General features: G+C 59.8%; 20 protein-coding genes. 7 read left to right on the plus strand and 13 right to left on the minus strand.

Going from position 1 to position 25,405, the window contains the following annotated elements:
• Window positions 1-59: 59 nt before the first annotated feature.
• Complete coding sequence (locus tag AC1UK9_RS18975; RefSeq protein ID WP_007961819.1) at window positions 60-767, minus strand: TetR/AcrR family transcriptional regulator; 708 nt, start codon at window positions 765-767, stop codon at window positions 60-62.
• A 229-nt stretch (window positions 768-996) separates the two neighbouring features.
• Between AC1UK9_RS18975 and lexA the strand changes: the two genes are divergently transcribed.
• Entirely contained in the window at window positions 997-1,605 is a 609-nt protein-coding gene (lexA, locus tag AC1UK9_RS18980) for a transcriptional repressor LexA (protein ID WP_003226590.1), read from the plus strand.
• A 10-nt stretch (window positions 1,606-1,615) separates the two neighbouring features.
• Window positions 1,616-2,089, plus strand: a complete 474-nt coding sequence (sulA, locus tag AC1UK9_RS18985; protein WP_025111058.1) for an SOS-induced cell division inhibitor SulA — start codon at window positions 1,616-1,618, stop codon at window positions 2,087-2,089.
• A 95-nt stretch (window positions 2,090-2,184) separates the two neighbouring features.
• On the opposite strand, the gene AC1UK9_RS18990 is transcribed toward sulA, so the two are convergent.
• The 7 genes from AC1UK9_RS18990 to AC1UK9_RS19020 all read right to left on the minus strand — a co-directional run bounded on the left by AC1UK9_RS18990 (window position 2,185) and on the right by AC1UK9_RS19020 (window position 10,592).
• Window positions 2,185-2,418 carry a hypothetical protein gene (locus tag AC1UK9_RS18990; RefSeq protein WP_003226592.1) on the minus strand — a complete coding sequence of 78 codons (234 nt, stop codon included), beginning with the start codon at window positions 2,416-2,418 and terminating at the stop codon, window positions 2,185-2,187.
• A 106-nt stretch (window positions 2,419-2,524) separates the two neighbouring features.
• Window positions 2,525-3,049 (minus strand): DUF6586 family protein, encoded by a 525-nt coding sequence (locus AC1UK9_RS18995; protein WP_025111057.1) that lies wholly within the window; start codon window positions 3,047-3,049, stop codon window positions 2,525-2,527.
• A gap of 144 nt (window positions 3,050-3,193) precedes the next feature.
• Window positions 3,194-5,824, minus strand: a complete 2,631-nt coding sequence (gene topA / locus AC1UK9_RS19000; RefSeq protein WP_473013114.1) for a type I DNA topoisomerase — start codon at window positions 5,822-5,824, stop codon at window positions 3,194-3,196.
• Between the two features lie 114 nt (window positions 5,825-5,938).
• Window positions 5,939-6,175 carry a DUF1653 domain-containing protein gene (locus AC1UK9_RS19005; RefSeq protein WP_025111055.1) on the minus strand — a complete coding sequence of 79 codons (237 nt, stop codon included), beginning with the start codon at window positions 6,173-6,175 and terminating at the stop codon, window positions 5,939-5,941.
• Between the two features lie 99 nt (window positions 6,176-6,274).
• Window positions 6,275-7,450, minus strand: a complete 1,176-nt coding sequence (gene fadA / locus AC1UK9_RS19010; RefSeq protein WP_025111054.1) for an acetyl-CoA C-acyltransferase FadA — start codon at window positions 7,448-7,450, stop codon at window positions 6,275-6,277.
• 29 nt (window positions 7,451-7,479) lie between these two features.
• The gene (gene fadB / locus AC1UK9_RS19015; RefSeq protein ID WP_473013115.1) at window positions 7,480-9,627 is read right to left on the minus strand and encodes a fatty acid oxidation complex subunit alpha FadB; all 2,148 of its coding nucleotides are present in this window, start codon (window positions 9,625-9,627) and stop codon (window positions 7,480-7,482) included.
• Window positions 9,628-10,154: 527 nt separating this feature from the next.
• The gene (locus tag AC1UK9_RS19020) at window positions 10,155-10,592 is read right to left on the minus strand and encodes a hypothetical protein (RefSeq protein WP_025111052.1); all 438 of its coding nucleotides are present in this window, start codon (window positions 10,590-10,592) and stop codon (window positions 10,155-10,157) included.
• Window positions 10,593-10,696: 104 nt separating this feature from the next.
• On the opposite strand from AC1UK9_RS19020, the gene AC1UK9_RS19025 reads away from it, so the two are divergent.
• The gene (locus tag AC1UK9_RS19025) at window positions 10,697-11,134 is read left to right on the plus strand and encodes a universal stress protein (protein ID WP_025111051.1); all 438 of its coding nucleotides are present in this window, start codon (window positions 10,697-10,699) and stop codon (window positions 11,132-11,134) included.
• Between the two features lie 189 nt (window positions 11,135-11,323).
• Here AC1UK9_RS19025 and AC1UK9_RS19030 read toward each other — a convergent pair whose 3' ends face one another.
• Window positions 11,324-13,243, minus strand: a complete 1,920-nt coding sequence (locus AC1UK9_RS19030) for an ATP-binding cassette domain-containing protein (RefSeq protein WP_025111050.1) — start codon at window positions 13,241-13,243, stop codon at window positions 11,324-11,326.
• Between the two features lie 214 nt (window positions 13,244-13,457).
• On the opposite strand from AC1UK9_RS19030, the gene AC1UK9_RS19035 reads away from it, so the two are divergent.
• On the plus strand, window positions 13,458-15,386 hold the full coding sequence (locus AC1UK9_RS19035) for a transglycosylase SLT domain-containing protein (RefSeq protein WP_025111049.1): 1,929 nt from the start codon (window positions 13,458-13,460) through the stop codon (window positions 15,384-15,386).
• Window positions 15,387-15,468: 82 nt separating this feature from the next.
• Here the strand turns inward: AC1UK9_RS19035 and AC1UK9_RS19040 are convergent, their stop codons facing one another.
• Window positions 15,469-17,274, minus strand: a complete 1,806-nt coding sequence (locus AC1UK9_RS19040) for an ABC transporter transmembrane domain-containing protein (protein ID WP_482578286.1) — start codon at window positions 17,272-17,274, stop codon at window positions 15,469-15,471.
• A gap of 256 nt (window positions 17,275-17,530) precedes the next feature.
• Between AC1UK9_RS19040 and AC1UK9_RS19045 the strand changes: the two genes are divergently transcribed.
• On the plus strand, window positions 17,531-17,710 hold the full coding sequence (locus AC1UK9_RS19045) for a PA1571 family protein (RefSeq protein WP_025111047.1): 180 nt from the start codon (window positions 17,531-17,533) through the stop codon (window positions 17,708-17,710).
• Between the two features lie 158 nt (window positions 17,711-17,868).
• Here the strand turns inward: AC1UK9_RS19045 and pdxB are convergent, their stop codons facing one another.
• The gene (pdxB, locus tag AC1UK9_RS19050; RefSeq protein ID WP_482578287.1) at window positions 17,869-19,011 is read right to left on the minus strand and encodes a 4-phosphoerythronate dehydrogenase PdxB; all 1,143 of its coding nucleotides are present in this window, start codon (window positions 19,009-19,011) and stop codon (window positions 17,869-17,871) included.
• A gap of 158 nt (window positions 19,012-19,169) precedes the next feature.
• On the opposite strand from pdxB, the gene AC1UK9_RS19055 reads away from it, so the two are divergent.
• Entirely contained in the window at window positions 19,170-20,579 is a 1,410-nt protein-coding gene (locus AC1UK9_RS19055; protein ID WP_482578288.1) for an MATE family efflux transporter, read from the plus strand.
• 138 nt (window positions 20,580-20,717) lie between these two features.
• Here AC1UK9_RS19055 and tusA read toward each other — a convergent pair whose 3' ends face one another.
• Complete coding sequence (gene tusA, locus AC1UK9_RS19060) at window positions 20,718-20,969, minus strand: sulfurtransferase TusA (RefSeq protein WP_482578289.1); 252 nt, start codon at window positions 20,967-20,969, stop codon at window positions 20,718-20,720.
• 98 nt (window positions 20,970-21,067) lie between these two features.
• On the minus strand, window positions 21,068-22,141 hold the full coding sequence (gene rlmM / locus AC1UK9_RS19065; RefSeq protein ID WP_025111043.1) for a 23S rRNA (cytidine(2498)-2'-O)-methyltransferase RlmM: 1,074 nt from the start codon (window positions 22,139-22,141) through the stop codon (window positions 21,068-21,070).
• A 222-nt stretch (window positions 22,142-22,363) separates the two neighbouring features.
• Between rlmM and acnA the strand changes: the two genes are divergently transcribed.
• On the plus strand, window positions 22,364-25,105 hold the full coding sequence (acnA, locus tag AC1UK9_RS19070; protein ID WP_482578290.1) for an aconitate hydratase AcnA: 2,742 nt from the start codon (window positions 22,364-22,366) through the stop codon (window positions 25,103-25,105).
• The last annotated feature ends 300 nt before the right edge of the window (window positions 25,106-25,405 follow it).

Below are 25,405 nucleotides of genomic sequence, written 5' to 3' on the forward strand. Positions count from 1 at the left end.
AGAGTCGACATGGGCGGCTAGCTTAGCGGATGTAAACTGCCGCGCCCACCCGTGCGCGGTTAAACCTTGGCGGCCACCGGGGTCGATTTGCTGCGGGGGCGAAGTTGCGCTGTCGCCATCGCCGGGTCGGTGACACCGGTTTCGGCGCGCATGCCGGCAGCGAGGAACGGCACCATCAGGCGCATCACCTGCTCGATCGAGGTATTGACGCCGAAATCGGTCTCGGCAATCGCACGCAAGGCCTTGATCCCCGACATGCTGAACGCCGCCGCACCAAGCATGAAGTGCACGCGCCAGAACAGCTCGATAGGCGGAATCCGTGGGGCTGCCTCATTGACCAGCAGCATGTAGCGGCGGAACACCTTGCCGTACATGTCTTCCAGATAACGACGCAGGTGGCCCTGGCTCTGACTGAACGCCAGGCCCAGCAAGCGCATGAAGATCGACAGGTCATTACCGCTGCGTGGCTGCACCACCAGCGCCTGCTCAACGAGGATCTCCAGCAGCTCTTCAAGCGTCGGCTTGTTTTCAGGCTTGGCCTGACGCCGCTCCAGCTCTTTATCGAGGCTGATGCAGAACGGCCCGAGGAAGCGCGAGAACACTGCCTGGATCAGGGCTTTCTTGGAGCCGAAATGATAATTCACCGCAGCCAGGTTGACGCCGGCCTTGCTGGTGATCAAACGCAATGAGGTTTCCGCGAAACCTTTCTCCGCGAACAACTGTTCGGCAGCATCAAGAATGCGTTCAACGGTTTCCGACTGGGCCATGGCTACTCCGCCTGACAAACACTTGTTTGAAACATACGTTTCAACCTGTGCCTTGTCAAGCCTGCCAGTTCGTTTTGGGAATGGTCGGTCAGCTATTTAACCACACTCACCCGCGCCATTAATAAGCGTGGCCGCCGACCGTCCGGCGGCCTGCAAAAAAACGGGCATTGCCAAGACCGCTTCACTGTATATAATCCCAGTCACTGTATAAAAAGACAGAGCGATCAATATGCTAAAGCTGACGCCACGCCAAGCCGAGATTCTGGCCTTTATCAAACGTTGCCTTGAAGACAACGGCTACCCGCCAACCCGCGCGGAAATCGCTCAGGAGCTGGGCTTCAAATCGCCGAACGCGGCTGAAGAACACCTCAAGGCGCTCGCCCGCAAAGGCGCCATCGAGATGACCCCGGGCGCCTCGCGCGGCATTCGCATCCCGGGCTTCGAAGCCAAGGCTGACGACTCCACCCTGCCGATCATTGGCCGGGTCGCCGCCGGCGCACCGATCCTCGCCCAGCAGCACATCGAAGAATCCTGCAACATCAACCCGGCCTTCTTCCATCCCCGCGCCGACTATCTGCTGCGCGTGCACGGCATGAGCATGAAGGACATCGGCATTTTCGACGGTGACCTGCTGGCGGTACATACCACCCGCGAGGCACGTAATGGCCAGGTCGTGGTTGCACGTATCGGTGACGAAGTGACCGTCAAGCGCTTCAAGCGTGAAGGCAGCAAGGTCTGGCTGATTGCCGAAAACCCCGAGTTCGCCCCTATCGAAGTGGACCTGAAAGATCAGGAACTGGTGATCGAAGGCTTGAGTGTCGGCGTAATCCGCCGCTAAAGGAGGCTTTATGCAGTTCCCACACACACCTCAGCAAACACAACTGCCTCTATTCGAAGCGTTTCTGGCACAACCGATGGCGCCGACCCTGAAAGACGTGGTCGAGCGCCCCTGGATTGCCGAACCGGAAGTATTCAGTGAGCTGTCACTGCGCGGTGCAGCAGGGAACTGCCTGAACCTGCTCGCCCCGATCCTTCGCGAACTGAGCGAGGATCAGGATGCACGCTGGCTGACACTGATTGCCCCGCCTGCCAGCCTGACCCAGACCTGGCTGCGCGAGGCCGGCCTGAACCGCGAACGCATCCTGCTGTTGCAGCCACGGGGCGCGCAAAGCGCACAGCAACTGGCGTGTGAAGCACTGCGCCTGGGTCGCAGCCACACGGTCGTGACCTGGCTCAACCCGCTGAACACCGGCTCACGGCAACAACTGATCAGCGCTGCCCGCATAGGCGACGCGCAGAGCTTGAACATTCGATTGGGTTGATTCACTTGTAACTCGCGCTGTGTGAAGCGCATGGCTTCTCCAGGGACAGAGAAGCCGACTTGATACAGTACCGGCTAACGCCGAAAGGCAGGGGATCAGTGAAGAACCCGCGGCCCCTCTTCCTTATCAAATTCGCCTTCAACCATACGACCGGCCATCTGCACGCCGACGCTCAACATCGCCTTGGCGATTTCCACGTGCTGGCCTTGCAGGAACGCCTTGGCATCCTCGGAGAAATCCAGCGTCACCAGAGAACCCTCGTCCTCAGCCCTGCGCAGTTCGATTCGGCCGTCTGGTAACTCGACAATTTCTAGAAAGGACGTTGGCATATAGGTCTGTTCTCCACGAAAGGCAGGGATTATATAGACATCATTCGGGCTTCGCTCGGGATCTTGACCAGCAGCATGTTTCAGATTGCCACCGTGTCAATTGTCCTCAGCATTCGTTCAAGCCTTCGCGAAAACGAATGGCCAGCCCCTTGAGATTCTGCCGCCAGCTCTCCAGCTCTTCGCGACTCAACTCCTGCGGCGCCTCCTCTTCATCCAGATTAACGGCCTGAATCAATGGCTGTGTCACATCACCCTTTGGCTTGTGTGGCACCCGTGGTGGCTGGAACAGCGCCGAATGTGCCGCCAACAGTTTCGCCAGCCAGGTTTCAGGATTGCCGGCCAGCTCAACCATCTCCGCCAACTCAGGGATCGCAATCGATTCCAGAACCTCACGAGTCAGAAGCGTTTCTGCCCGCGGCGCATTAGCCTGAGGCAAACGGTAGAAACCGGCGATCTCATGACACAGCCCCAAAAGCGCTCCGTAAAGGTGGAACAACGCCGATTCACGCCCTGCCTGAATCAACGCCAACGAGTTCATCGCACGGCCTTCTTCGGCGCGAGCCAGGGCTTCCAGCGACAGGCCGGCAAAATAGATCTTCTGATTGGTGCGGGTATAGAGTTCGTGCGCCATGCCGGCAGTCTCCACAACGAAATAATTGCGTCACACAGGCCGGACAGTGTCATGGATCAGCCGATCCCACCGCAAGCACAAAACAAAAAGGCCGCATGAAAACCCGAGGGTCATCATGCGGCCTTGTGTGTATCGGACTAGCGCTTACTCAGCCTTGGCTTTCGTGCGCTTGTCTTCAACGGTCCACTTGCCACCGTCGTAGTAAGCTTTCCAGCCGGTAGGCTTGCCGTCGACCTCGGTCTGCACGTATTGCTCCTTGGTCTTGCGGCTGTAGCGGATAACGGCTGGCAGACCATCAGGATCCTTCTGCGGCGCTTCGCACAGGAAGTGATACTTCGGATCGATCTCGTCCTTGTGCGGCAGAATTTCGATCACCAGCGGAGCACGGGTCTCACGATTTTTCGGGAACTGGCTGGCTGCCAGGAACAGACCGGACGCACCGTCGCGCAGGATGTAGGTGTCGTTGACCTTTTCGCATTTCAGCTCAGGCATCTTCACCGGGTCCATCTTCGGCGGCGCCGCATCACCGCTCTTGAGCAGTTTGCGGGTGTTTTTGCACGTCGGGTTGGTGCACCCGAAGAACTTGCCGAAACGGCCAGTCTTGAGCTGCATCTCGCTGCCGCACTTGTCGCATTCCAGGCTCGGGCCTTCGTAGCCCTTGATGCGATAGCTGCCTTCTTCGATTTCGTAGCCAGCGCAATCCGGGTTGTTACCGCAGATGTGCAGCTTGCGCTTCTCGTCGAGCAGGTAAGCGTCCATCGCCGTGCTGCAGATAGGGCAGCGATGCTTGCCACGCAGTACCAACGATTCCGACTCGCCTTCGTCGTCTGCGGCAATCTCGTCGCCCGGCACCAGATTGACAGTGGCCTTGCAGCGCTCTTTCGGCGGCAGGCTGTAGCCCGAGCAACCGAGGAACACACCGGTCGATGCGGTACGGATCTGCATCGGGCGGCCGCACGTGGTGCAAGGGATATCGGTCATGACCGGCTGGTTGGCACGCATGCCGCTATCCGGGTTTTCGGCTACTTCGAGTTTCTTTTTGAAATCGCCGTAGAACTCGTCCAGCACGTTTTTCCAGTCGCGCTCGCCCTGGGCCACGTCATCGAGGTTCTCTTCCATGCCGGCAGTGAAGCCGTAGTCCATCAGGTTCGAGAAGCTCTCCGACAGACGCTCGGTGACGATGTCACCCATCTTTTCCGAATAAAAACGACGGTTGTGCAGGGTCACATAGCCGCGATCCTGAATGGTCGAAATGATCGCAGCGTAGGTCGAAGGACGACCGATACCGCGCTTTTCCATTTCCTTGACCAGGCTGGCTTCGGAGTAGCGTGCCGGCGGCTTGGTGAAGTGCTGGGACGGATCAAGCTTGATCAGCTTCATCACGTCGCCCTGCGCCATGTCCGGCAGAACGTCGTCATCGCCAGGCTTGGCGATCTGCGGCATCACGCGGGTGTAACCGTCGAACTTCAGAATACGGCCCTTGGCACGCAGCTCGAAGTCGCCAGCACCTACGCTGACAGTGGTCGACAGGTATTGCGCCGGCAGCATCTGGCAAGCGAGGAACTGGCGCCAGATCAGCTCGTAGAGGCGCTCGGCATCACGCTCCATGCCTGCAAGCTTGCTCGGTGTGGTGTTGGCGTCGGAAGGACGAATCGCTTCGTGAGCCTCCTGTGCGCCTTCTTTGCTGCTGTAGACGTTTGGCGTTTCCGGCAGGTACTTCTTGCCGAACTCGTCTTCGATGTAGGTACGCGCCATCGCCACGGCATCGGCCGAGAGGTTGGTCGAGTCGGTACGCATATAAGTGATGTAGCCGGCTTCGTACAGACGCTGGGCCATCATCATGGTTTTCTTCACGCCGAAGCCCAGGCGGTTACTCGCGGCCTGCTGCAGGGTGGACGTGATGAACGGCGCCGAAGGCTTGCTGCTTGTCGGCTTGTCTTCGCGCTTGACGATGCTGTAGCTGGAAGACTTGAGCTTCTCCAGCGCGGCCATGGCCTGAGCTTCGTTGAGCGGCTTGAAGGCTTCGCCTTTCTCGCGAGCTACTTCGAAACGCACGGTCGAGCCTTTGGCGGTGCCGAGGTCAGCGTGAACTTCCCAGTACTCTTCCGGGTTGAACGCACGGATTTCACGCTCACGCTCGACTACCAGCTTCACGGCAACCGATTGCACGCGGCCGGCGGACAGGCCACGGGCGATTTTCGACCACAGCAGTGGCGAAACCATGTAACCCACGACGCGGTCAAGGAAGCGACGCGCCTGCTGAGCGTTTACACGATCGATGTCCAGTTCGCCAGGCTCGGAGAAGGCTTCCTGAATCGCCTTCTTGGTGATTTCGTTGAACACCACGCGCTTGTAGCGGCTGTCGTCACCACCGATGGCTTCGCGCAGGTGCCAGGCAATGGCTTCCCCCTCGCGATCCAAGTCGGTTGCGAGATAGATGGTGTCAGCATCTTTGGCGAGCCGGCGCAGCTCTTCGATGACCTTCTCCTTGCCCGGGAGGATCTCGTACTTGGCTTTCCAGCCATGATCGGGATCGACACCCATGCGCGAGACCAGCTGCTTGCGCGCCTTCTCTTTAGGGGAGAGCACCGGACCTTCGCCCGCGGCAGCCTTGCCGCGCTTGGCGGCTGGCTCTTTGCTGGCGCTAGCCGAACCGCTGGTGGGCAGGTCTCGGATATGGCCGATACTCGACTTCACCACGTATTGGTTACCCAGATACTTGTTGATGGTCTTGGCCTTAGCCGGGGATTCCACAATGACCAGCGATTTGCCCATGGATCAGAAAATTCCTGAATTCTAGAAGTGAAAGGCGGTTGGCGCCTGACGCGGCACCGCTATATATAGTTGATACAAGGTGAGGTCAAGCACAGGGTTCTGTGCGCACTCGCCTTATGCCCTGGAAAAAAGGCTCGGTTCGGCTTGCACCAAAGCAAAGCGTGGCACCTGCTCGCCGTCAACCTCGACCGACTCGACAAACATGCTCAAAGGGCGCACCCAAAAGCCGTAATCCCCATACAGGGCTTGGTAAAAGACCACTTCTTCTTCGGTCTCGGAATGCCGCGCGACACTGAATACGCGGTACTGCGGACCTTTGTAATGTTGGTAGAGCCCAGGTTGTATCGGCATGTTTTGGCCCTCACTCAATTTTTTTCAAAATAAATACAAAAATAAATCCACAAAAACAAAAACCGGGGCACTTGGCCCCGGCTTCCATCGACGAGACGCTTAAACGCGTTCGAAGACGGTGGAGATGCCTTGGCCGAGACCAATGCACATAGTGGCCACCCCGAAGGTGCCGCTATTCTGCTTCATCACGTTCAGCAAGGTGCCGGAGATACGGGCACCGGAGCAACCGAACGGGTGACCCAGGGCGATCGCGCCGCCGTGCAGGTTAACCTTCTCGTTCATCTTGTCGAGTACTTTCAGATCTTTCAGCACCGGCAGGGCCTGTGCGGCGAAAGCTTCGTTGAGCTCGAAGAAGTCGATATCGTTGATGCCAAGGCCCGCACGCTTCAGGGCTTTTTGTGTAGCCGGCACTGGACCATAGCCCATGATCGCCGGATCCACACCCGCCACTGCCATCGAACGGATCACGGCCATCGGCTGGATCCCCAGGTCCTGCGCACGCTGCGCCGACATCACGATCATGCACGAAGCACCATCGGTGATTTGCGATGAAGTACCGGCTGTCACGGTGCCGCCCTTTGGATTGAAGGCAGGCTTGAGGGCCGCCAGACTTTCCAGGGTGGTTTCCGGACGAATGGTTTCGTCGTAGTCGAACAGCTTCAGGAAGCCGTTTTCGTCGTAGCCCTGCATCGGGATGATTTCGTCTTTGAACTTGCCTTCCACAGTCGCTTTGTGGGCGAGTTGGTGGGAGCGCACGCCAAAGGCATCCTGCTGCTCACGGGTGATGCCGTGCATCTTGCCCAGCATTTCTGCGGTCAGGCCCATCATGCCCGAAGCTTTCGCCGCGTACAGCGACATGTGCGGGTTCGGATCGACGCCGTGCATCATGCTGACGTGACCCATATGCTCGACGCCGCCAACCACGAACACGTCACCGTTACCGGTCATGATCGCTTGCGCAGCAGTGTGCAGCGCACTCATCGACGAGCCGCACAGGCGGCTGACAGTCTGGCCGGCCGAAGTGTGTGGGATCTGGGTCATCAGCGACGCCATGCGCGCGATGTTCCAGCCCTGCTCCAGGGTCTGGTTGACGCAGCCCCAGATCACGTCCTCGACTTCAGCAGGATCGACCTTGGTGTTGCGTTCCAGCAATTTGCTGATCAGGTGCGCCGACATGTCTTCGGCGCGGGTGTTGCGGTGCATGCCGCCCTTGGAGCGGCCCATCGGAGTACGACCGAAGTCGACAATCACGACGTCTCTAGGATTCAAGCTCATAAGTTCACTCTCACTCTAGTTGGGGGCGCTTAACCGAAGAAGCTCTGGCCGTTTTTGGCCATCTCACGCAGCTTCGCGGTCGGGTGGTACAGCGCGCCCAAATCAGCGTACTGGTCAGCCAGGGCAACGAACTCGGCAACACCGATCGAATCGATGTAGCGCAGCGCACCGCCACGGAATGGAGGGAAACCGATACCGTAGACCAGACCCATGTCGGCTTCGGCGGCGGTTTCAACGATGCCGTCTTCCAGGCAGCGCACGGTTTCCAGGCACAGCGGGATCATCATCCAGTTGATGATGTCTTCGTCAGTGACTTCGCGCTGCTCGTAAACGATCGGCTTGAGCACTTCCAGCACCGACGGATCGGCGACTTTCTTCTGCTTGCCTTTCTTGTCGGCCTCGTAGGCGTAAAAGCCCTTGCCGTTCTTCTGGCCCAGGCGCTTGGCTTCGTAAAGCACGTCGATGGCCGAACGACGGTCATCCTTCATACGATCCGGGAAGCCTTCAGCCATTACGTCACGACCATGGTGGCCGGTGTCGATGCCGACCACGTCCATCAGGTACGCCGGGCCCATCGGCCAGCCAAATTTCTCCATGACCTTATCGATACGGACGAAGTCCACACCGGCGCTGACCAGTTTGGCGAAACCGCCAAAGTACGGGAACAGCACACGGTTGACCAGGAAGCCCGGGCAGTCGTTGACGACGATCGGGTTCTTGCCCATTTTCTTGGCGTAGGCAACGGTGGTGGCAACAGCCAGCTCGCTGGACTTCTCGCCACGGATCACTTCCACCAGTGGCATCATGTGCACCGGGTTGAAGAAGTGCATGCCGACGAAGTTTTCCGGACGCTTGAGGGCCTTGGCCAGCAGGCTGATGGAAATGGTCGAGGTGTTGGACGCGAGGATTGTGTCCTCTTTGACCTGACCTTCGACTTCAGCCAGCACGGCTTGCTTGACCTTCGGGTTCTCGACCACAGCTTCGACAACCAGATCGACGTGACCGAAGTCGCCGTAGGACAGGGTCGGACGAATACCGTTGAGCACTTCAGCCATTTTCGCGGCGGTCATGCGGCCCTTGTCAACGCGGCCAACCAGCAGTTTGGCGGCTTCGGCCAGACCCTGCTCGATACCGTGCTCGTTGATGTCCTTCATCAGGATCGGCGTACCTTTGGAGGCCGACTGATAAGCGATACCGCCCCCCATGATGCCAGCGCCCAATACAGCGGCCTGTTTCACGTCTTTGGCGATTTCGTCGTAGGCCTTGGCCTTTTTCTTCAATTCCTGATCGTTCAGGAACAAACCGATCAAGCTCTGCGCGGCAGAGGTCTTGGCCAGTTTGACGAAACCGGCGGCTTCGACTTCCAGCGCTTTGTCACGACCGAAGTTCGCGGCTTTCTGGATGGTTTTGATCGCTTCAACCGGCGCCGGGTAGTTCGGGCCAGCCTGGCCTGCCACGAAACCTTTGGCGGTTTCGAAAGCCATCATTTGTTCAATGGCGTTCAGCTTGAGTTTTTCAAGTTTCGGCTGACGCTTGGCCTTGAAGTCGAACTCGCCGGAGATGGCGCGTTTGATCAGTTCAAGGGCAGCTTCCTGCAGCTTCTCTGGAGCAACCACGGCGTCGACGGCGCTGACTTTCAGGGCGTCTTCAGGGCGGTTTTCCTTGCCGGCGGCAATCCATTCGATGGCGTTGTCGACACCGATCAGACGTGGCAGACGCACAGTACCGCCGAAGCCTGGGTAGATGCCCAGTTTGACTTCCGGCAGACCGATCTTGGCCTTGGTCGACATGACGCGATAGTCAGCTGCCAGGCACATTTCCAGACCGCCACCCAGGGCGATGCCGTTGATCGCGGCCACGGTCGGAACGTTGAGGTCTTCGAAATCGCTGAAGATCTTGTTGGCTTCGAGATTGCCAGCAACCAGCTCGGCATCCGGCAGCTTGAAGTTGTCGACAAATTCGGTGATGTCGGCGCCGACGATGAATACGTCCTTGCCACTGCTGACGATCACGCCCTTGATCGAAGCATCTGCCTTGATGGTGTCTACGGCCTGACGCAGTTCGTTCAGGGTAAGACGGTTGAACTTGTTGACGGACTCACCCTTGAGGTCGAATTTCAATTCGACGATGCCACTTTCAAGAGCTTTAACCGTGATGGCTTTACCTTCGTAAATCATCAACTGATCTCCACGATATGGAAGCTGAACAGTACACGTCGGACGCAGGTAAATGGCTCGGCAGGACGCTTTTTCGTCGATGCTGACGCCAATCCACCCGGCACACCCGCCAACGCGATAGTCGGGATTCTGTAGGAGCAGTCTGTAAGACAAACGCTCAATTCATACGCCCGTTTGATTTGGGTACGTCACCTTCACGGAATTTCCAGCAATTGTCAATCGCCCAAAATACGGGTTGAAATGCGACTTTGCGGTCACTTCCGTCGCATACAGAGCTGCAACACGGCGCTGCATGCAAAGCCATTCATAGAATCAATAGTTAGAAAAGTCGCCCTAATTCACCGAGGGCCTTGTTTAACAGGCTACGCTGGCTGGACTACAGGGAGATTCGCTGACCGCTTACAATCGAGTCAGCGATAAAAACAGTTACCGGCCTGCCTGGCCACCCCGCCCGATGAATCATGTCGGGCTTTTTATTGCTCGTCTGCCGGACGCTCCCCACCCTTGCAGTGGGAAAAGTCCGTGAGTCATGCCAGCGCTTTCAGAGTCGCGTCGATATCCTGCAAGACCGTGGCCTCACCCTTCTCGCCCCAGTACAAGGCGATCATTTGCTTGTCGGCCTCGACCTTGAAGACATTGCCTGGCAATTTTTCGAAATGATTGAGCAGCGCCCGGTCTTCGCAGACTTCCTGCCATTGATTGACCCACACCCCCGGCGATTTCTGCCAATAGGTCCAGCACGCCGGCTGACTGCCACGCCGCGGCCGATGGTATTGCGCACACGGGCTCGGGGGCTCCTGAGACAGCCAGTGCGGCCACTCCTGAGGCGCCAGTTGCATGGCCAGCCCGATGCGCCGCGCCTCCATGCGCAGGGCCATACGGCCGCTCTGCACGCGCGATGGGCGCAACCATGCCAGTGGACTCAGAACCACCAGCAGGATTGACACCACCAACCAGACCGTCATATCTCTACTCCCGACTTATAGGTAAGCGCATTGTGTCACTTTGGAACCAATGCGCTTGAAACCAGCCATACTTAACAATATTGAACTGTCACGAGGAGCACCTCATGCCCTACTCACACATCCTGGTCGCCGTAGATCTGACCGAAGAGTGCGACCCAGTGATCCACCGCGCCCGAGAGCTGTCAGTGAGCAATGGCGCCAAGCTGTCGCTGGTGCATATCGTCGAACCGATGGCCATGGCGTTCGGCGGCGATGTGCCAATGGATCTGTCACAACTGCAACAGCAACAGTTCGATCAGGCCAAGGAACGCCTTGAGCGCCTGAAACTCAAATACACCGAGCTTGAAGGCGCCAACTGCCATCTGACCTACGGCCAGCCACGCCAGGAGATCCACCACTTCGCCAAGGAGCAACTCTGTGACCTGATCGTGGTCGGCAGCCATGGCCGTCACGGCTTGGCGCTGCTGCTGGGTTCGACCGCGAATGATGTGCTGCACGGAGCGCCGTGCGACGTACTCGCCGTACACCTGGTCAAACGCTGAAACACATGAACCGGTGGAAGCCGGATTGCTCGCGAAAGCGTCGGCGCACCTTCCATTGATCTCGGCCGACACAACGCCTTCGCGAGCAAGCCTGTTCCACATTTGATCTACCTTGGCCTGTAGATCGCATTGCATATGAAAAGCCCGGCGCTCATCACTGAGCGCCGGGCTTTTTTGTTAGCGGATCAATCAGGCATCCAGCTCGGCCCAACGCTCCACCAATGCATCAAGCTCAGCCTGCAACTGCTCAAGCGAAGCAATCACCTTGGCAGTCTCGGCCGCTGGGCGCTGGTAGAAGCCGGCTTCGGCCATTTCAGCCTCGACGGCAGCAATCTGCTGCTCCTTGGCGTCGATGTCACCCGGCAACGCTTCCAGCTCGCGCTGCAGCTTGTAGCTCAGCTTCTTCTTGGCGGCGGGGGCAGCAGCAGGTGCAGCAACTGGCGCAGGCTCAGCGGTGACCACCGCCGAATTCAGGTCAGCCTTGCCGGACTTGCTCTCGGTCACGCCCAGCAGGCGCGGCGAGCCGCCCTGACGGATCCAGTCCTGATAGCCACCGACGTATTCACGAACCTTGCCTTCACCTTCGAAGACCAGCGTGCTGGTGACCACGTTGTCGAGGAATGCCCGGTCGTGGCTGACCATCAGCACAGTGCCGTTGAAGGTCAGCAGCACTTCTTCGAGCAGTTCGAGGGTTTCCACGTCGAGGTCGTTGGTCGGTTCATCGAGCACCAGCAGGTTCGCCGGTTTGCTGAACAGTTTCGCCAACAGCAAGCGCGCACGCTCGCCGCCGGACAACGCCTTCACCGGCGTGCGGGCACGCTGCGGGCTGAACAGGAAGTCACCGAGGTAGCTCAGCACGTGGCGGCTCTGGCCGTCGATGTCGATGAAGTCACGACCTTCGGCGACGTTATCGATCACGGTTTTTTCCAGGTCCAGCTGATGGCGCAACTGGTCGAAGTAGGCCACGTCAATCCGGGTGCCCTCTTCCACTTTGCCGCTGGTCGGTTGCAGACCGTTGAGCATCAGTTTCAGCAGGGTGGTCTTGCCGGTACCGTTAGCGCCCAGCAGTCCGATACGGTCGCCGCGCTGCAGGACCATCGAGAAGTCCTTGATCAGGAACGGGCCGTCCGGGTGATGGAAGCTGACATTTTCCAACACCATCACTTGCTTGCCGGACTTGTCAGCAGTTTCCAGCTGAATGTTGGCCTTGCCGGTGCGTTCGCGACGCTCGCTGCGCTCAACACGCAGGGCTTTCAAGGCGCGCACGCGGCCTTCGTTACGGGTACGACGGGCCTTGATGCCCTGACGGATCCACACTTCTTCCTGAGCCAGACGCTTGTCGAACAGCGCGTTGGCGGTTTCTTCAGCGGCCAGAGCGGCTTCTTTGTGCACAAGGAAACTGGCGTAGTCGCCGTTCCAGTCGATCAGGCCGCCGCGATCCAGTTCGAGGATGCGCGTGGCAAGGTTTTGCAGGAAGGAACGGTCGTGCGTGATGAACAGCACGGCGCCCTGGAAATCCTTCAGCGCTTCTTCGAGCCAGGCAATCGCACCGATGTCCAGGTGGTTGGTCGGTTCGTCGAGCAGCAGCAGATCCGGTTCGGACACCAGCGCCTGTGCCAGCAGCACGCGACGACGCCAGCCGCCGGACAACTCGGCGAGGGTCTTGTCGGCAGGCAGTTGCAGGCGGCTCAGTGTGCTGTCGACCAGGGTCTGTAAACGCCAGCCGTCACGGGCTTCGAGGTCGTGCTGAACGTGCATCAGCTTGTCCAGATCGGCGTCGGTGACGATGTTCTGGCTCAGGTGATGGTATTCGGCGAGCAAGGCACCAACGCCATCGAGGCCCTCGGCAACCACGTCGAACACGGTCCGCTCGTCGGCCACCGGCAATTCTTGCGGCAATTCGCCGATTTTCAGACCGGGGGCACGCCACACCGAGCCGTCATCGGGCTTCTGGTCGCCCTTGACCAGTTTCATCATGCTGGACTTGCCAGTGCCGTTGCGGCCGATGATGCACACCCGCTCACCACGGGCGATCTGCCAGGACACCTTGTCCAACAACGGCATCGCGCCGAATGCAAGGGACACATCGCTGAATTTGAGCAGGGTCATGAGCTTCTCCAAAAACCGGGCGCGCATTCTACCTGAGTTAGGCCCTCAACAGGCCGGCAATTTGTCTGCCGAAGCACTCTGCACAACATTTGTTGCGAACTTGTGCTGCGAGACCCGCAAAGCTTTCGCCCGTTGCTGGCAAAAGGCTAAGCTACAGACAATTCAGTGCTGGCCACGGCCGGTGCTTGTCATGATTTCTCTGCCCGGATGTCTCATGCGCAGTCGCCTTTTCAGTGTCTTGTCCTGTTTGCTACTTACCGCCGCTGCCGCTCAATCCGCCCAGGCGGTGGACCTGTCCACCCAACGCCAGTATTACGATGAAGCCAAGCGCGCCCTGGCCAAGGGCGATACCGGCCCGTACTTCCGTTACAGCCAGGCCCTGGCCGATTATCCGCTGGAGCCTTACCTGGCTTACGACGAACTGACCGCGCGCCTGAAGTCCGCGAGCAATGCCGAGATCGAGAAGTTCCTCGCCGAGCACGGTGACCTGCCCCAGGCCAACTGGATGAAGCTGCGCTGGTTGCGCTGGCTCGCCGACCGTGGCGACTGGGCAACCTTCGTCAAGTATTACGACCCGAAACTCAATTTCACCGAACTGGACTGCCTCAACGCGCAATACCAGATCAGCAGCGGCCACAAGGCCGAGGGTTACGCCAACGCCGACAAACTGTGGCTGACCGGCAAATCACAACCGGCAGCCTGTGACGCGCTGTTCGGCATCTGGGCCGCCGACGGTCAGTTGACCGAACAGAAACGCTGGGAACGCACGAAACTCGCCGCCCAGGCGCGCAACTATCCACTCGCCAACAGCCTGGTCAACGGCCTGACCACCCTCGCCCCGCGCGGTCGCCTGCTGGTGGATGTGGCGCAGAAGCCAGAGTTGCTGAATCAGCCGTCGCGTTTCACCCCGGCAGATGAACCAATGTCCGACGTGGTCAGCCTCGGCCTGCGCCGTCTCGCCCGTCAGGATCCGGACAAGGCCATGGCCCTGCTCGACGGTTACGCCAGCAGCATGCACTTTTCCCGTGACGAGAAAGTCGCGATCGCCCGGGAAATCGGCCTGACCCTGGCCCGGCGTTTCGACAGCCGCGCGCTGGACGTGATGACCAAATACGACCCGGAACTGCGCGACAACACCGTTTCCGAATGGCGCCTGCGCCTGCTGTTGCGTCTGGCACGCTGGGACGATGCCTATCAGTTGACCCGTCGCCTGCCGCAGGATCTGGCGACCACCAACCGCTGGCGTTACTGGCAGGCCCGCAGCCTGGAACTGGCGCAGCCACAGAACCCGGAAGCGCAGACGCTGTACAAGAATCTGGCGAAGGAACGTGACTTCTACGGTTTCCTCGCCGCTGACCGCTCGCAACTGCCCTACTCGCTGGTCAACAAGCCGCTGGTACTCAGCCAGGCGACCATCAACAAGGTGCGCAACACCCCCGGCGTGCGTCGCGCCCTGGAATTCCATGCCCGTGGACAGATCGTCGACGGTCGCCGCGAGTGGTACCACGTCAGCCGTCATTTCAACCGTGACGAAATGGTTGCGCAGGCCAAACTGGCCTACGACCTGAAGTGGTACTTCCCGGCGATCCGCACCATCAGTCAGGCGCAATACTGGGACGATCTGGACATCCGCTTCCCGATGGCGCACCGCGACACCCTCGTGCGTGAAGCCAAGGTCCGTGGCCTGCATTCCAGCTGGGTATTCGCCATCACCCGTCAGGAAAGCGCCTTTATGGACGACGCCCGCTCCGGCGTCGGCGCCAGCGGCCTGATGCAACTGATGCCGGGCACCGCCAAGGAAACTGCGCGCAAATTCAGCATCCCGCTGGCCTCGCCGCAGCAAGTGCTCGATCCGGACAAAAACATCCAGCTCGGCGCCGCGTACCTGAGTCAGGTACACAGCCAGTTCAACGGCAACCGCGTACTTGCCTCCGCCGCCTACAACGCCGGTCCCGGCCGCGTGCGCCAGTGGCTGCGCGGTGCCGATCACCTGAGTTTCGACGTGTGGGTGGAAAGCATCCCGTTCGACGAAACCCGTCAGTACGTGCAGAACGTGCTGTCTTACTCGGTGATCTACGGGCAGAAACTCAACTCGCCGCAACCGCTGGTGGATTGGCATGAGCGGTATTTTGATGATCAGTGATTACATGGCTGACACCGAGTAACAAAAAATGCCCTTATCGCGAGATAAGGGCATTTTTTATAGGCGCTATCGGGTCGGTTACTTAGTCGATCACAGGTTCGGTGACCGAGTTCGTTGTAGCGCTGTGACCATCATTGAACTGCAACGCCGCCAGCCGCGCATACAGCGGGTTGCTCACGATCAGCTCCTGATGCGTACCGATTGCCACCAGTTTGCCCTGATCCATCACTGCGATCCGGTCGGCGTTTTTCACCGTGGCCAGACGATGCGCGATCACCAGCGTGGTGCGGTTTTGCATCAGGCTGGGCAAGGCTTCCTGGATCAAGTGTTCGCTCTGCGCATCGAGGGCGCTGGTGGCTTCGTCGAGCAACAGGATCGGCGCATCCACCAACAACGCACGGGCAATCGCCAGGCGCTGACGCTGGCCGCCCGAAAGGCCTAGGCCGCCATCGCCCAGATGCGTCTGGTAACCGTTGGGCATTTTCTCGATGAAGTCATGGGCGTGGGCGATCCGCGCGGCGTCCTTGACCTGCTCCAGCGTTGCGCCCGCATTACCGTAACGAATATTTTCTTCGACACTGCCGAAAAACAGCGCCGGCGATTGCGAGACCAAAGCAAAGTTGCGACGCAGATCCAGCGGGTCAAGGCTGGTCAGTGGCACGCCGTCGATCAGGATCTGCCCCTCAATCGGGTCGTAGAAACGCAACAACAGGTCGTACACCGTGGACTTGCCGGCACCGGATGGCCCCACCAGCGCCAGCGTCTCGCCGGCCTTGATAGTCAGATTCAAGCCGTTGACGGCGTAGCTTTCCGGACGCGACGGGTAGGAAAAGCGCACATCCTGCAATTGCAGTTCGCCCCTGATGCGCTCCGGCAAGGTCACCAGCCCGGTGGTCGGGGGCAGAATGATGTTCTGCGAACCCAGCAGTTCGGCGATGCGCTCGGCGGCACCCGCCGCACGTTGCAGCTCGCCGATCACCTCGCTCAAGGTGCCGATCGCACTGCCGACGATCAGGCTGTAAAAGACGAACGCAGCCAGTTCGCCACCGGTGATGCGGCCGGCAATCACGTCCATGCCGCCGACCCACAACATCACCGCGACCGCGCCCAGTACCAGCACGATCACCATGGTGATCATCCATGAGCGCTGAAAAATACGCTTGCGTGCCGTATCGAACGCATCCTCGACCGTCGCGGCGAAACGTCGCTCATCCTGCACCTGATGGTTGTAGGCCTGCACGGTCTTGATCTGACCGAGGGTTTCGGAAACATAGCTGCCGATATCGGCAACCCGGTCCTGACTCAACCGCGACAGATTGCGCACCCGCCGACCGAAAATCAGTATCGGGGCAACCACGAACGGCAACGCAATCACCACGATGCTGGTGAGTTTGGCGTTGGTCACGAACAGCAGCACGACGCCGCCGATGACCATCAGCAGGTTGCGCAGAAACATCGAGAGTGAAGAGCCGATCACCGATTGCAGCAACGTGGTGTCGGCGGTCAGCCGCGACTGAATCTCCGAACTGCGGTTGTTCTCGTAGAAACCGGGGTGCAAGTACACCAGATGGTTGAACACCTCGCGCCGGATATCGGCCACGCAGCGCTCACCGATCCAGGACACCCAGTAAAACCGCGCGAACGTGCCGATCGCCAGGCCAAGCACCATCAACATGAAGATGCCTATGCTCTGGTTCAACTGGTGCGGCGACTGGGTCATGAAACCCCGATCGACCAGCAGCTTGATCCCCTGCCCCATCGACAACGTGACAGCGGCGGTGACGATCAACGCCAGCAGCGCACCGATGACTTGCCAGCGGTAAGGGGCCAGAAATCGACTGGTCAGACGCAGAGCGCGACGGTGTCGTGAAGAAAGCTTCGGGGTCATTCAGGTACACATCCGTGTTGGTGAAAGGGCTAGCCTAAACCTTCTATGGGGCGGAACTCTGTAAATCACAATGAGTCAGGTTAAATATGCCCCCAAAGACTAGGCCATAGTTGCTATTGGTCTAATGTCCCGGTTGAGACGAGCGGTCATTTCTGTTGGAGTGGAGATGCCGCTTTTGACAGACCTCAGGGAGTTGTCACAGCCTGGTCACGTGGCGGTTTTAATCTACGCGTACAACCTGATGAGGAGACAGGCCATGTCCTTGCAACACAGCAGCGAAGACAAGATTCAAGTGATCCGCACCAAGCCCGGCCAACCTCTGGGTTGCTCCATTATTGACAAGGATGGGCGTGAAGTACCGATCACTGAAGACATGATCCAGGACGCATGCCGCGAACTGGAGAAGCGATTGGTCAAGCCTGCCGAACAAAAGTGATATAGCCACCGTCTTCCTGACCCGGCCCGTTTTGGCCGGGTTTTTTCTGTGTGCCGATCCGGTATTTTTGGTGCGACCTTCGCGAGCAGGCTCGCTCCCACAGGGGGGGATTTTCATTGAATGAGAGATCCCTGCTCGCGAAAAAGGCCGACTCGGTCCTAGACCGCCACCGCCCCCAGCGCCGCCACGATCTGCTGCAACTGCGGCGAGTCCCCTTCGATTCGCACCTGCAAGCCTTCAATCTCGCGTCGCACGGGATACTTCTTGCGCAACACATCGAACGCCGCACGCTGCTCACCGACATTACCTACAAGACTGCGGCGAAAATCCGCATCGTCGCGGCGCGGGTCGTACACTCCACGGCACAACATCGCCAGCGCCCAAGCCGGATCACTGCCTGCGTGCAGGGTCACTTGTGACAGCCACGGTGCAGGCAGTAACTCACTGAGCTGGATGCTCGCCGGCTGTCCGATAAATTCACAGTACGCCTGATAGATCTGCGCCGTGCCGCGCTGTTTGCCGTCCAGGCTGTAGCCGGCAATGTGCGGCGTCGCCAGCACGCAAAGCTCGGCCAACGCCACATCGACTTCGGGCTCTGCCTCCCAAACGTCGAGCACCGCTTGCAGGTCTTCGCGCTGCAGCAGCACCTCGCGCAGTGCAGCGTTATCCACCACCGGACCACGCGCGGCATTGATCAGCCAGGCACCGGGTTTAAGCTGTTGCAAACGCTGCTGATCGAACAGATGCCAGGTAGCCCCTGCTCCGTTGCGGGTCAGCGGGGTGTGCAGGCTGATCACGTCGCACTGCTCGATGATCTGTTCCAGACTGACGTAGTCGCCGCCCTCGGCCGCCTGACGCGGCGGATCGCAGACTTTCACGTTCCAGCCCAGTCCTTTGAGCACCTTGATCAACCGACCACCGACCTCACCGGCGCCGACCACGCCATAGGTGCGCTGCGTCAGATCGACGCCTTCGATTTCGGCGAGGGTCATCAGGCTGCCGAGCACGTAATCGACCACACCGCGGGCATTGCAGCCAGGAGCGCTGGACCAGGTGATCCCCGCTTCGGTGAAGTAATCGAGATCCAGATGATCGGTGCCGATGGTGCACGTCCCCACGAAACGTACCCGGCTGCCTTCGAGCAACGCCCGATTGACGTTGGTCACCGAGCGCACCAGCAACACATCGGCGTGTTCGACCGTCGCACGGTCGATGGAACGGCCCGGCACCCGGCGGATCTCGCCGAAACCGGCAAAAAAGGCATCGAGCAACGGGATATTTTCGTCGGCAACAATCAGCATGGCGGGCTCCTATAGCGGATCGGCAGTTTAGGTGCAGATGGGCGGTTGGGCCAGAGGCCTTGCGATTACAAATCCGCAACAGAGGATTTTTCCTGACTGTCACGTCAGCGGCGTAGAATGCGGCGCCTTGCGCATCAACACCTGTGGACGCTTTGCCTGTGAACTCTGTAACTGAACAACCTGTCGCCGTCTCTCTCACCCGCCCCGCGCGTATCCGCCTGGAGTTCAAGAACCTGCTCGCCCTGGCGCTGCCGATCATCATCGCGCAGCTGGCGACCACGGCCATGGGCTTCGTCGATGCGGTGATGGCCGGGCGCGTCGGGCCCAAGGATCTGGCGGCAGTCGCACTGGGTAACTCGATCTGGGTCCCGGTGTTTCTGCTGATGACCGGCACCCTGCTGGCCACCACACCGAAAGTCGCCCAGCGTTTCGGCGCCGGCACCCACAGCGAGATCGGCCCGATCGTTCGTCAGGCGTTGTGGCTGGCGCTGGTGGTCGGCCTGATCGCGACGGCGATGCTGGTGGCCGCCGAGCCGGTGCTGCACCTGATGAAGGTCGATCCCGAACTGATCGGCCCGTGCATGCAGTACCTGCACGGCATTGCCAGCGGACTGCCGGCGGTGGCGTTCTATCACGTGCTGCGCTGCACCAGTGACGGCATCGGCCGTACCCGCCCGGCGATGGTGCTGGGTCTGTGCGGTCTGGCCCTGAACATTCCGCTGAACTACATCTTCATTTATGGCCACTTCGGCGTGCCGGCCATGGGCGGCGTCGGCTGCGGCTGGGCCACGGCCATCGTGATGTGGGTCATGGCGCTGGGTCTGGCCGGTTGGGAGCGCTGGGCGCCAGCCTATCGTTCGAGTGAGATTTTCTGCCGCTTCGACTGGCCACAATGGGCGGTAATCAAGCGTTTGCTGGCGATCGGCTTGCCAATCGGCATCGCGGTGTTTGCCGAGTCGAGCATCTTTGCCGTGATCGCCCTGCTGATCGGCAGTCTCGGCGCCACGGTGGTCGCCGGGCATCAGATCGCACTGAACGTCAGTTCGCTGGTGTTCATGATTCCGTACTCGCTGGGCATGGCGGTGACCGTACGAGTCGGCCAGGCCCTGGGCCGTGAAGAACCACGCGAGGCGCGCTTCGCCGCCGGCGTCGGCATGGGCACCGCGTTGGCCTACGCCTGCCTGTCGGCAAGCATGATGCTATTGCTGCGCGAGCCGATTGCCGCGATCTACACCGCAGACCCGACGGTGATCCACATCGCGGCGATGCTGATTGTGTACTCGGCGCTGTTCCAGTTTTCCGATGCGATTCAGGTCACCGCCGCCGGCGCTCTGCGCGGTTATCAGGACACCCGGGTGACGATGATCCTGACCCTGTTCGCCTACTGGGGCATCGGTCTGCCGGTGGGTTACGCCCTCGGCCTGACCGACTGGCTCGGCGAACCGCGTGGCCCGAGTGGCTTGTGGCAAGGCCTGATCGTCGGCCTGAGCTGTGCGGCGCTGATGCTGTCGATCCGCCTGACCCGCAGTGCGCGCAAGCGTATTCGGATCAGTCGTTCGGTGGGCTGAGCCCCCTTAACGCAAGACAAAAAATGTGGGAGCGGGCTTGCTCGCGAATGCGGTGTATCAGTCGCCATTGATCGTGACTGACATACCGCTTTCGCGAGCAAGCCCGCTCCCACATCAGGTTTTGTGTTTGGCTCGGACTCAGGCGTGTTTCTTGCGGATCCAGTACATATAAGTACCGGCCTCTTCGTGCTGACCGACCAGTTCGTGGTCAAGAAACACGCAGAACTTGGGAATGTCGCGACGGGTCGAGGGATCGGTGGCAATCACCTTGAGCAGGCCGCCGGGCACCAGATCACGAATGTGCTGGTGCAGCATCATCACCGGCTCCGGGCAATTGAGGCCGGTGGCGTCGAGGGTGCCATCGACCGGGGTATCAATCATTTCACTCATGATTCACTCCTGAAACTGACCGGCATTGTCGCGCATTGCCGGGGGCATCGTCTAACCCCTGTGGGACCGGGCTTGCTCCCACAAGGCGTTACGGTGTGTCAGCGGGATTTGGCTTTCTTGATGTCATGCCGGCGCAGGTGGCAGGTCACTTCCTCGCGATCGTGATACAGCTGCTTGCAGCCAATATCGACCTTGATCCCACGGGCCTTGAAGCCATCGGCAATGCGCTCAAGCAAGCGTTTCACTTCGGCATAGCGCTGCTTCATCGGCAATTTGAGGTTGACCACCGCCTCTCGGCAATGGCCCTCGCCGATCCACTCTTCAAGCATCGCCGCGTTGCGCGCCGGCTTCTCGACGATGTCGCAGACCATCCAGTCCACCGGCTGCTTGGGCTTGAAGGTGAACCCGTCAGCCATCAAGTGCTGCACCAGGCCGGTGTCCATCAGGCTTTCAGCCATCGGGCCGTTGTCGATGGCGGTCACCAGCATGCCGCGGTTGACCAGTTGCCAGGTCCAGCCACCGGGCGCCGCGCCGAGGTCGACGCCGGTCATGTCACTGTGCAGACGCTCGTCCCACTGGTCACGCGGGATGAAGTGGTGCCAGGCCTCTTCCAGCTTCAACGTCGAACGGCTTGGCGCCTCGCGCGGAAACTTCAGGCGCGGAATGCCCATCGGCCACATCGCCGAATTACCGGCATCGGCCATGCCGAGGAACACTTCGCGACCACTTTTGAACGTCAGCAGCAGACGCGGCTTGCTGGCGTCCTCCACCAGTTTGCCGGCGGCGGTCAGTGCCTTGCGCAGCGGGCCTTCGAATTTCTTGCAGAAGTTCGACAGTTCCTTGCCGTCATTGGTATCGACGACTTCCAGCCACAGGCTGCCGAACACCGGGAAATCGGCCATGTGCGCAAGGATGACGCTGATGCGGTCGTTTTCCGGCAGATCGATGAAGATACCGCGCGCCCATTGCCGCGGGAAAATCAGTTCGGCGAAACGCTGGCCGCGCATCAGGCGTTCAGCGCCGTCTGCTTCAGTGCAGACGAACTCGGCGTAGGCCGTGGCCGCTTTGGCCTTGGCGTAACCGGCGACGTTCAACTGGGCGGCGAGGTCGGAAATCTCCGAACAGACTTCGCCTTCGAAGCCTGGCCGGCAATGCATGAATAGGGTGTTCATTCTTACTCCTGGGCAGAGGGCGGACATTCGGCCCCTGCACGATGCTCAAGCCTTGCATTGAAGCAAAGCCTGTCACGAAAACCGGCGCATGATAGCCGATGTCGGAACCTTGGACTTGCCCATAGAGTCCAGTTATTAGCCAGCTACTGAAAACAGGGCTACGTTGATAGCTCTGCCCGTCCCCTCAGTCCGTAGCCGTGCGGACTCAAAGGAGTGATCGTAATGCCGTCCCTCGATAGTCTGAAGACCCTTAAAACACTGCAAATCGACGACAAGACCTACCACTATTTCAGCCTGCCGGACGCAGCGAAAAGCCTTGGCAATATCGACAAGCTGCCAATGTCGCTGAAAGTCCTGCTGGAAAACCTGCTGCGCTGGGAAGATGAAAAAACTGTCACCGGCGCCGACCTCAAGGCGATCGCCGCCTGGCTCAAGGAGCGGCGCTCCGACCGGGAAATCCAGTACCGCCCGGCCCGCGTATTGATGCAAGACTTTACCGGCGTACCCGCCGTGGTCGACCTTGCCGCGATGCGCGCTGCCATGGCCAAGGCCGGCGGCGATCCGCAACGAATCAACCCGCTGTCGCCGGTGGATCTGGTGATCGACCACTCGGTGATGGTCGACAAATTCGCCACCGCCAGCGCTTTCGGACAGAACGTCGACATTGAGATGCAGCGTAACGGCGAACGTTATGCCTTCCTGCGCTGGGGCCAAAGCGCCTTCGACAACTTCAGCGTGGTGCCACCGGGCACCGGGATCTGCCACCAGGTCAACCTCGAATACCTCGGGCGCACCGTGTGGACCAAGGATGAGGACGGCCGCACCTACGCGTTCCCCGACACGCTGGTCGGCACCGACTCCCATACCACCATGATCAACGGCCTCGGCGTACTCGGCTGGGGCGTCGGCGGGATCGAGGCGGAAGCGGCGATGCTCGGCCAACCGGTGTCGATGCTGATTCCGGAAGTGATCGGCTTCAAACTCACCGGCAAGCTCAAGGACGGCATCACCGCCACCGACCTGGTGCTGACGGTCACGCAGATGCTGCGCAAGAAAGGCGTGGTCGGCAAATTCGTCGAGTTCTACGGTGACGGCCTCGCCGACCTGCCACTGGCGGATCGCGCAACCATCGCCAACATGGCCCCGGAATATGGCGCAACTTGCGGATTCTTCCCGGTCGATGACGTGACCCTGGAGTACCTGCGCCTGTCCGGCCGACCGCCGGAAGTGGTGAAACTCGTCGAGGCTTACACCAAGGCCCAGGGCCTGTGGCGCCTGCCCGGTCAGGAACCAGTGTTCACCGACAGCCTGGCGCTGGACATGAGCAGCGTCGAAGCCAGTCTGGCCGGGCCGAAACGCCCGCAGGATCGCGTCTCGCTGCCGAATGTGGCGCAGGCCTTCAGTGATTTCATGGACCTGCAATTCAAGCCCACCAGCAAGGAAGAAGGTCGCCTGGAAAGCGAAGGCGGTGGTGGTGTGGCTGTGGGCAACGCCGATCTGATCGGCGAAACCGAGTACGAATACGAAGGCCACACCTATCGCCTGAAAAACGGCGCGGTGGTGATCGCCGCGATCACCTCCTGCACCAACACCTCCAACCCGAGCGTGATGATGGCGGCCGGTCTGCTGGCGAAAAAAGCCGTGGAGAAAGGCCTGACGCGCAAACCGTGGGTCAAGAGTTCGCTGGCACCGGGTTCAAAAGTGGTGACCGACTACTACAAGGCTGCCGGGTTGACGCAGTACCTCGATCAACTCGGGTTTTCGCTGGTCGGTTACGGTTGTACAACGTGCATCGGCAACTCCGGCCCCTTGCCGGAACCGATCGAGAAAGCCATTCAAAAAGCCGACCTCACCGTCGCTTCGGTGCTGTCCGGCAACCGCAACTTCGAAGGCCGGGTGCATCCGTTGGTCAAGACCAACTGGCTGGCCTCGCCGCCGCTGGTGGTCGCTTACGCCCTGGCCGGCAGCGTGCGTACAGACATCAGCACTGAGCCGCTGGGCGAGGACAAACAAGGCAACCCGGTGTACCTGCGTGACATCTGGCCGAGCAGCAAGGAAATCGCCGAGGCGGTGAGTCAGGTCAACACCGCGATGTTCCACAAGGAATACGCCGAGGTGTTCGCCGGCGACGAGCAATGGCAGGCAATCCAGGTGCCACAAGCCGCCACCTATGTGTGGCAGGACGACTCGACCTACATTCAGCATCCCCCGTTCTTCGATGACATTGGCGGACCGTTGCCGGTGATCACTGACGTCAAAGGCGCGCGGGTGTTGGCACTGCTCGGTGATTCGGTGACCACCGACCACATCTCCCCTGCCGGTAACATCAAGGCTGACAGTCCGGCCGGGCGCTATCTGCGCGAAAAAGGCGTGGAACCGCGGGACTTCAACTCCTACGGTTCACGCCGTGGCAACCATGAAGTGATGATGCGCGGCACGTTCGCCAACATCCGTATCCGCAACGAAATGCTCGGCGGCGAAGAAGGTGGCAACACGATCTACATCCCCAGCGGCGAGAAGATGGCGATCTATGACGCTGCCATGCGTTATCAGGCCGATGGCACGCCGTTGGTGGTGATTGCCGGTCAGGAATACGGCACCGGCTCCAGCCGCGACTGGGCGGCCAAGGGCACCAACCTGCTGGGCGTCAAAGCGGTGATCGCCGAAAGTTTCGAGCGTATTCACCGCTCCAACCTAGTGGGCATGGGCGTGTTGCCGCTGCAGTTCAAGCTTGATCAGAACCGCAAGAGCCTGAACCTCACCGGCAAGGAAACCGTGGATATTCAGGGCCTGACCGGTGTCGAGCTGACGCCGCGGATGAACCTGACCCTGGTGATCACCCGTGAAGACGGGCGGCAGGAGAAACTTGAAGTACTGTGCCGCATCGACACGTTGAATGAGGTGGAGTACTTCAAGTCCGGCGGGATCCTGCATTACGTGTTGCGGCAGTTGATTGCCTCGTAACACGCACGCCTCAGGACTTGAATCCACTGTGGCGAGGGCGCTTGCTCCCCCGCCACAAGTTCACCTGCCACAAATATCCCTGCACTTTTCCATAGGCGAAAAAAAACCCGCCGAAGCGGGTTTTTCCCAAGACCAATATCGACTCCCTGTCGGCAGCGATCCTTGCTAATGGTCGATCATCCGTGATCCTGAAACACTCCCTGTGTCTCAGTTGATGGGTGTAGATTACGCCGTGGATCCAATCGGCAATAGTCGAAAAAGCTACCACCGCGTGTAAGACATTCGCTATAGAAGCCCTTC

This window comes from Pseudomonas sp. AK-TSAG1-1 (assembly GCF_056821665.1).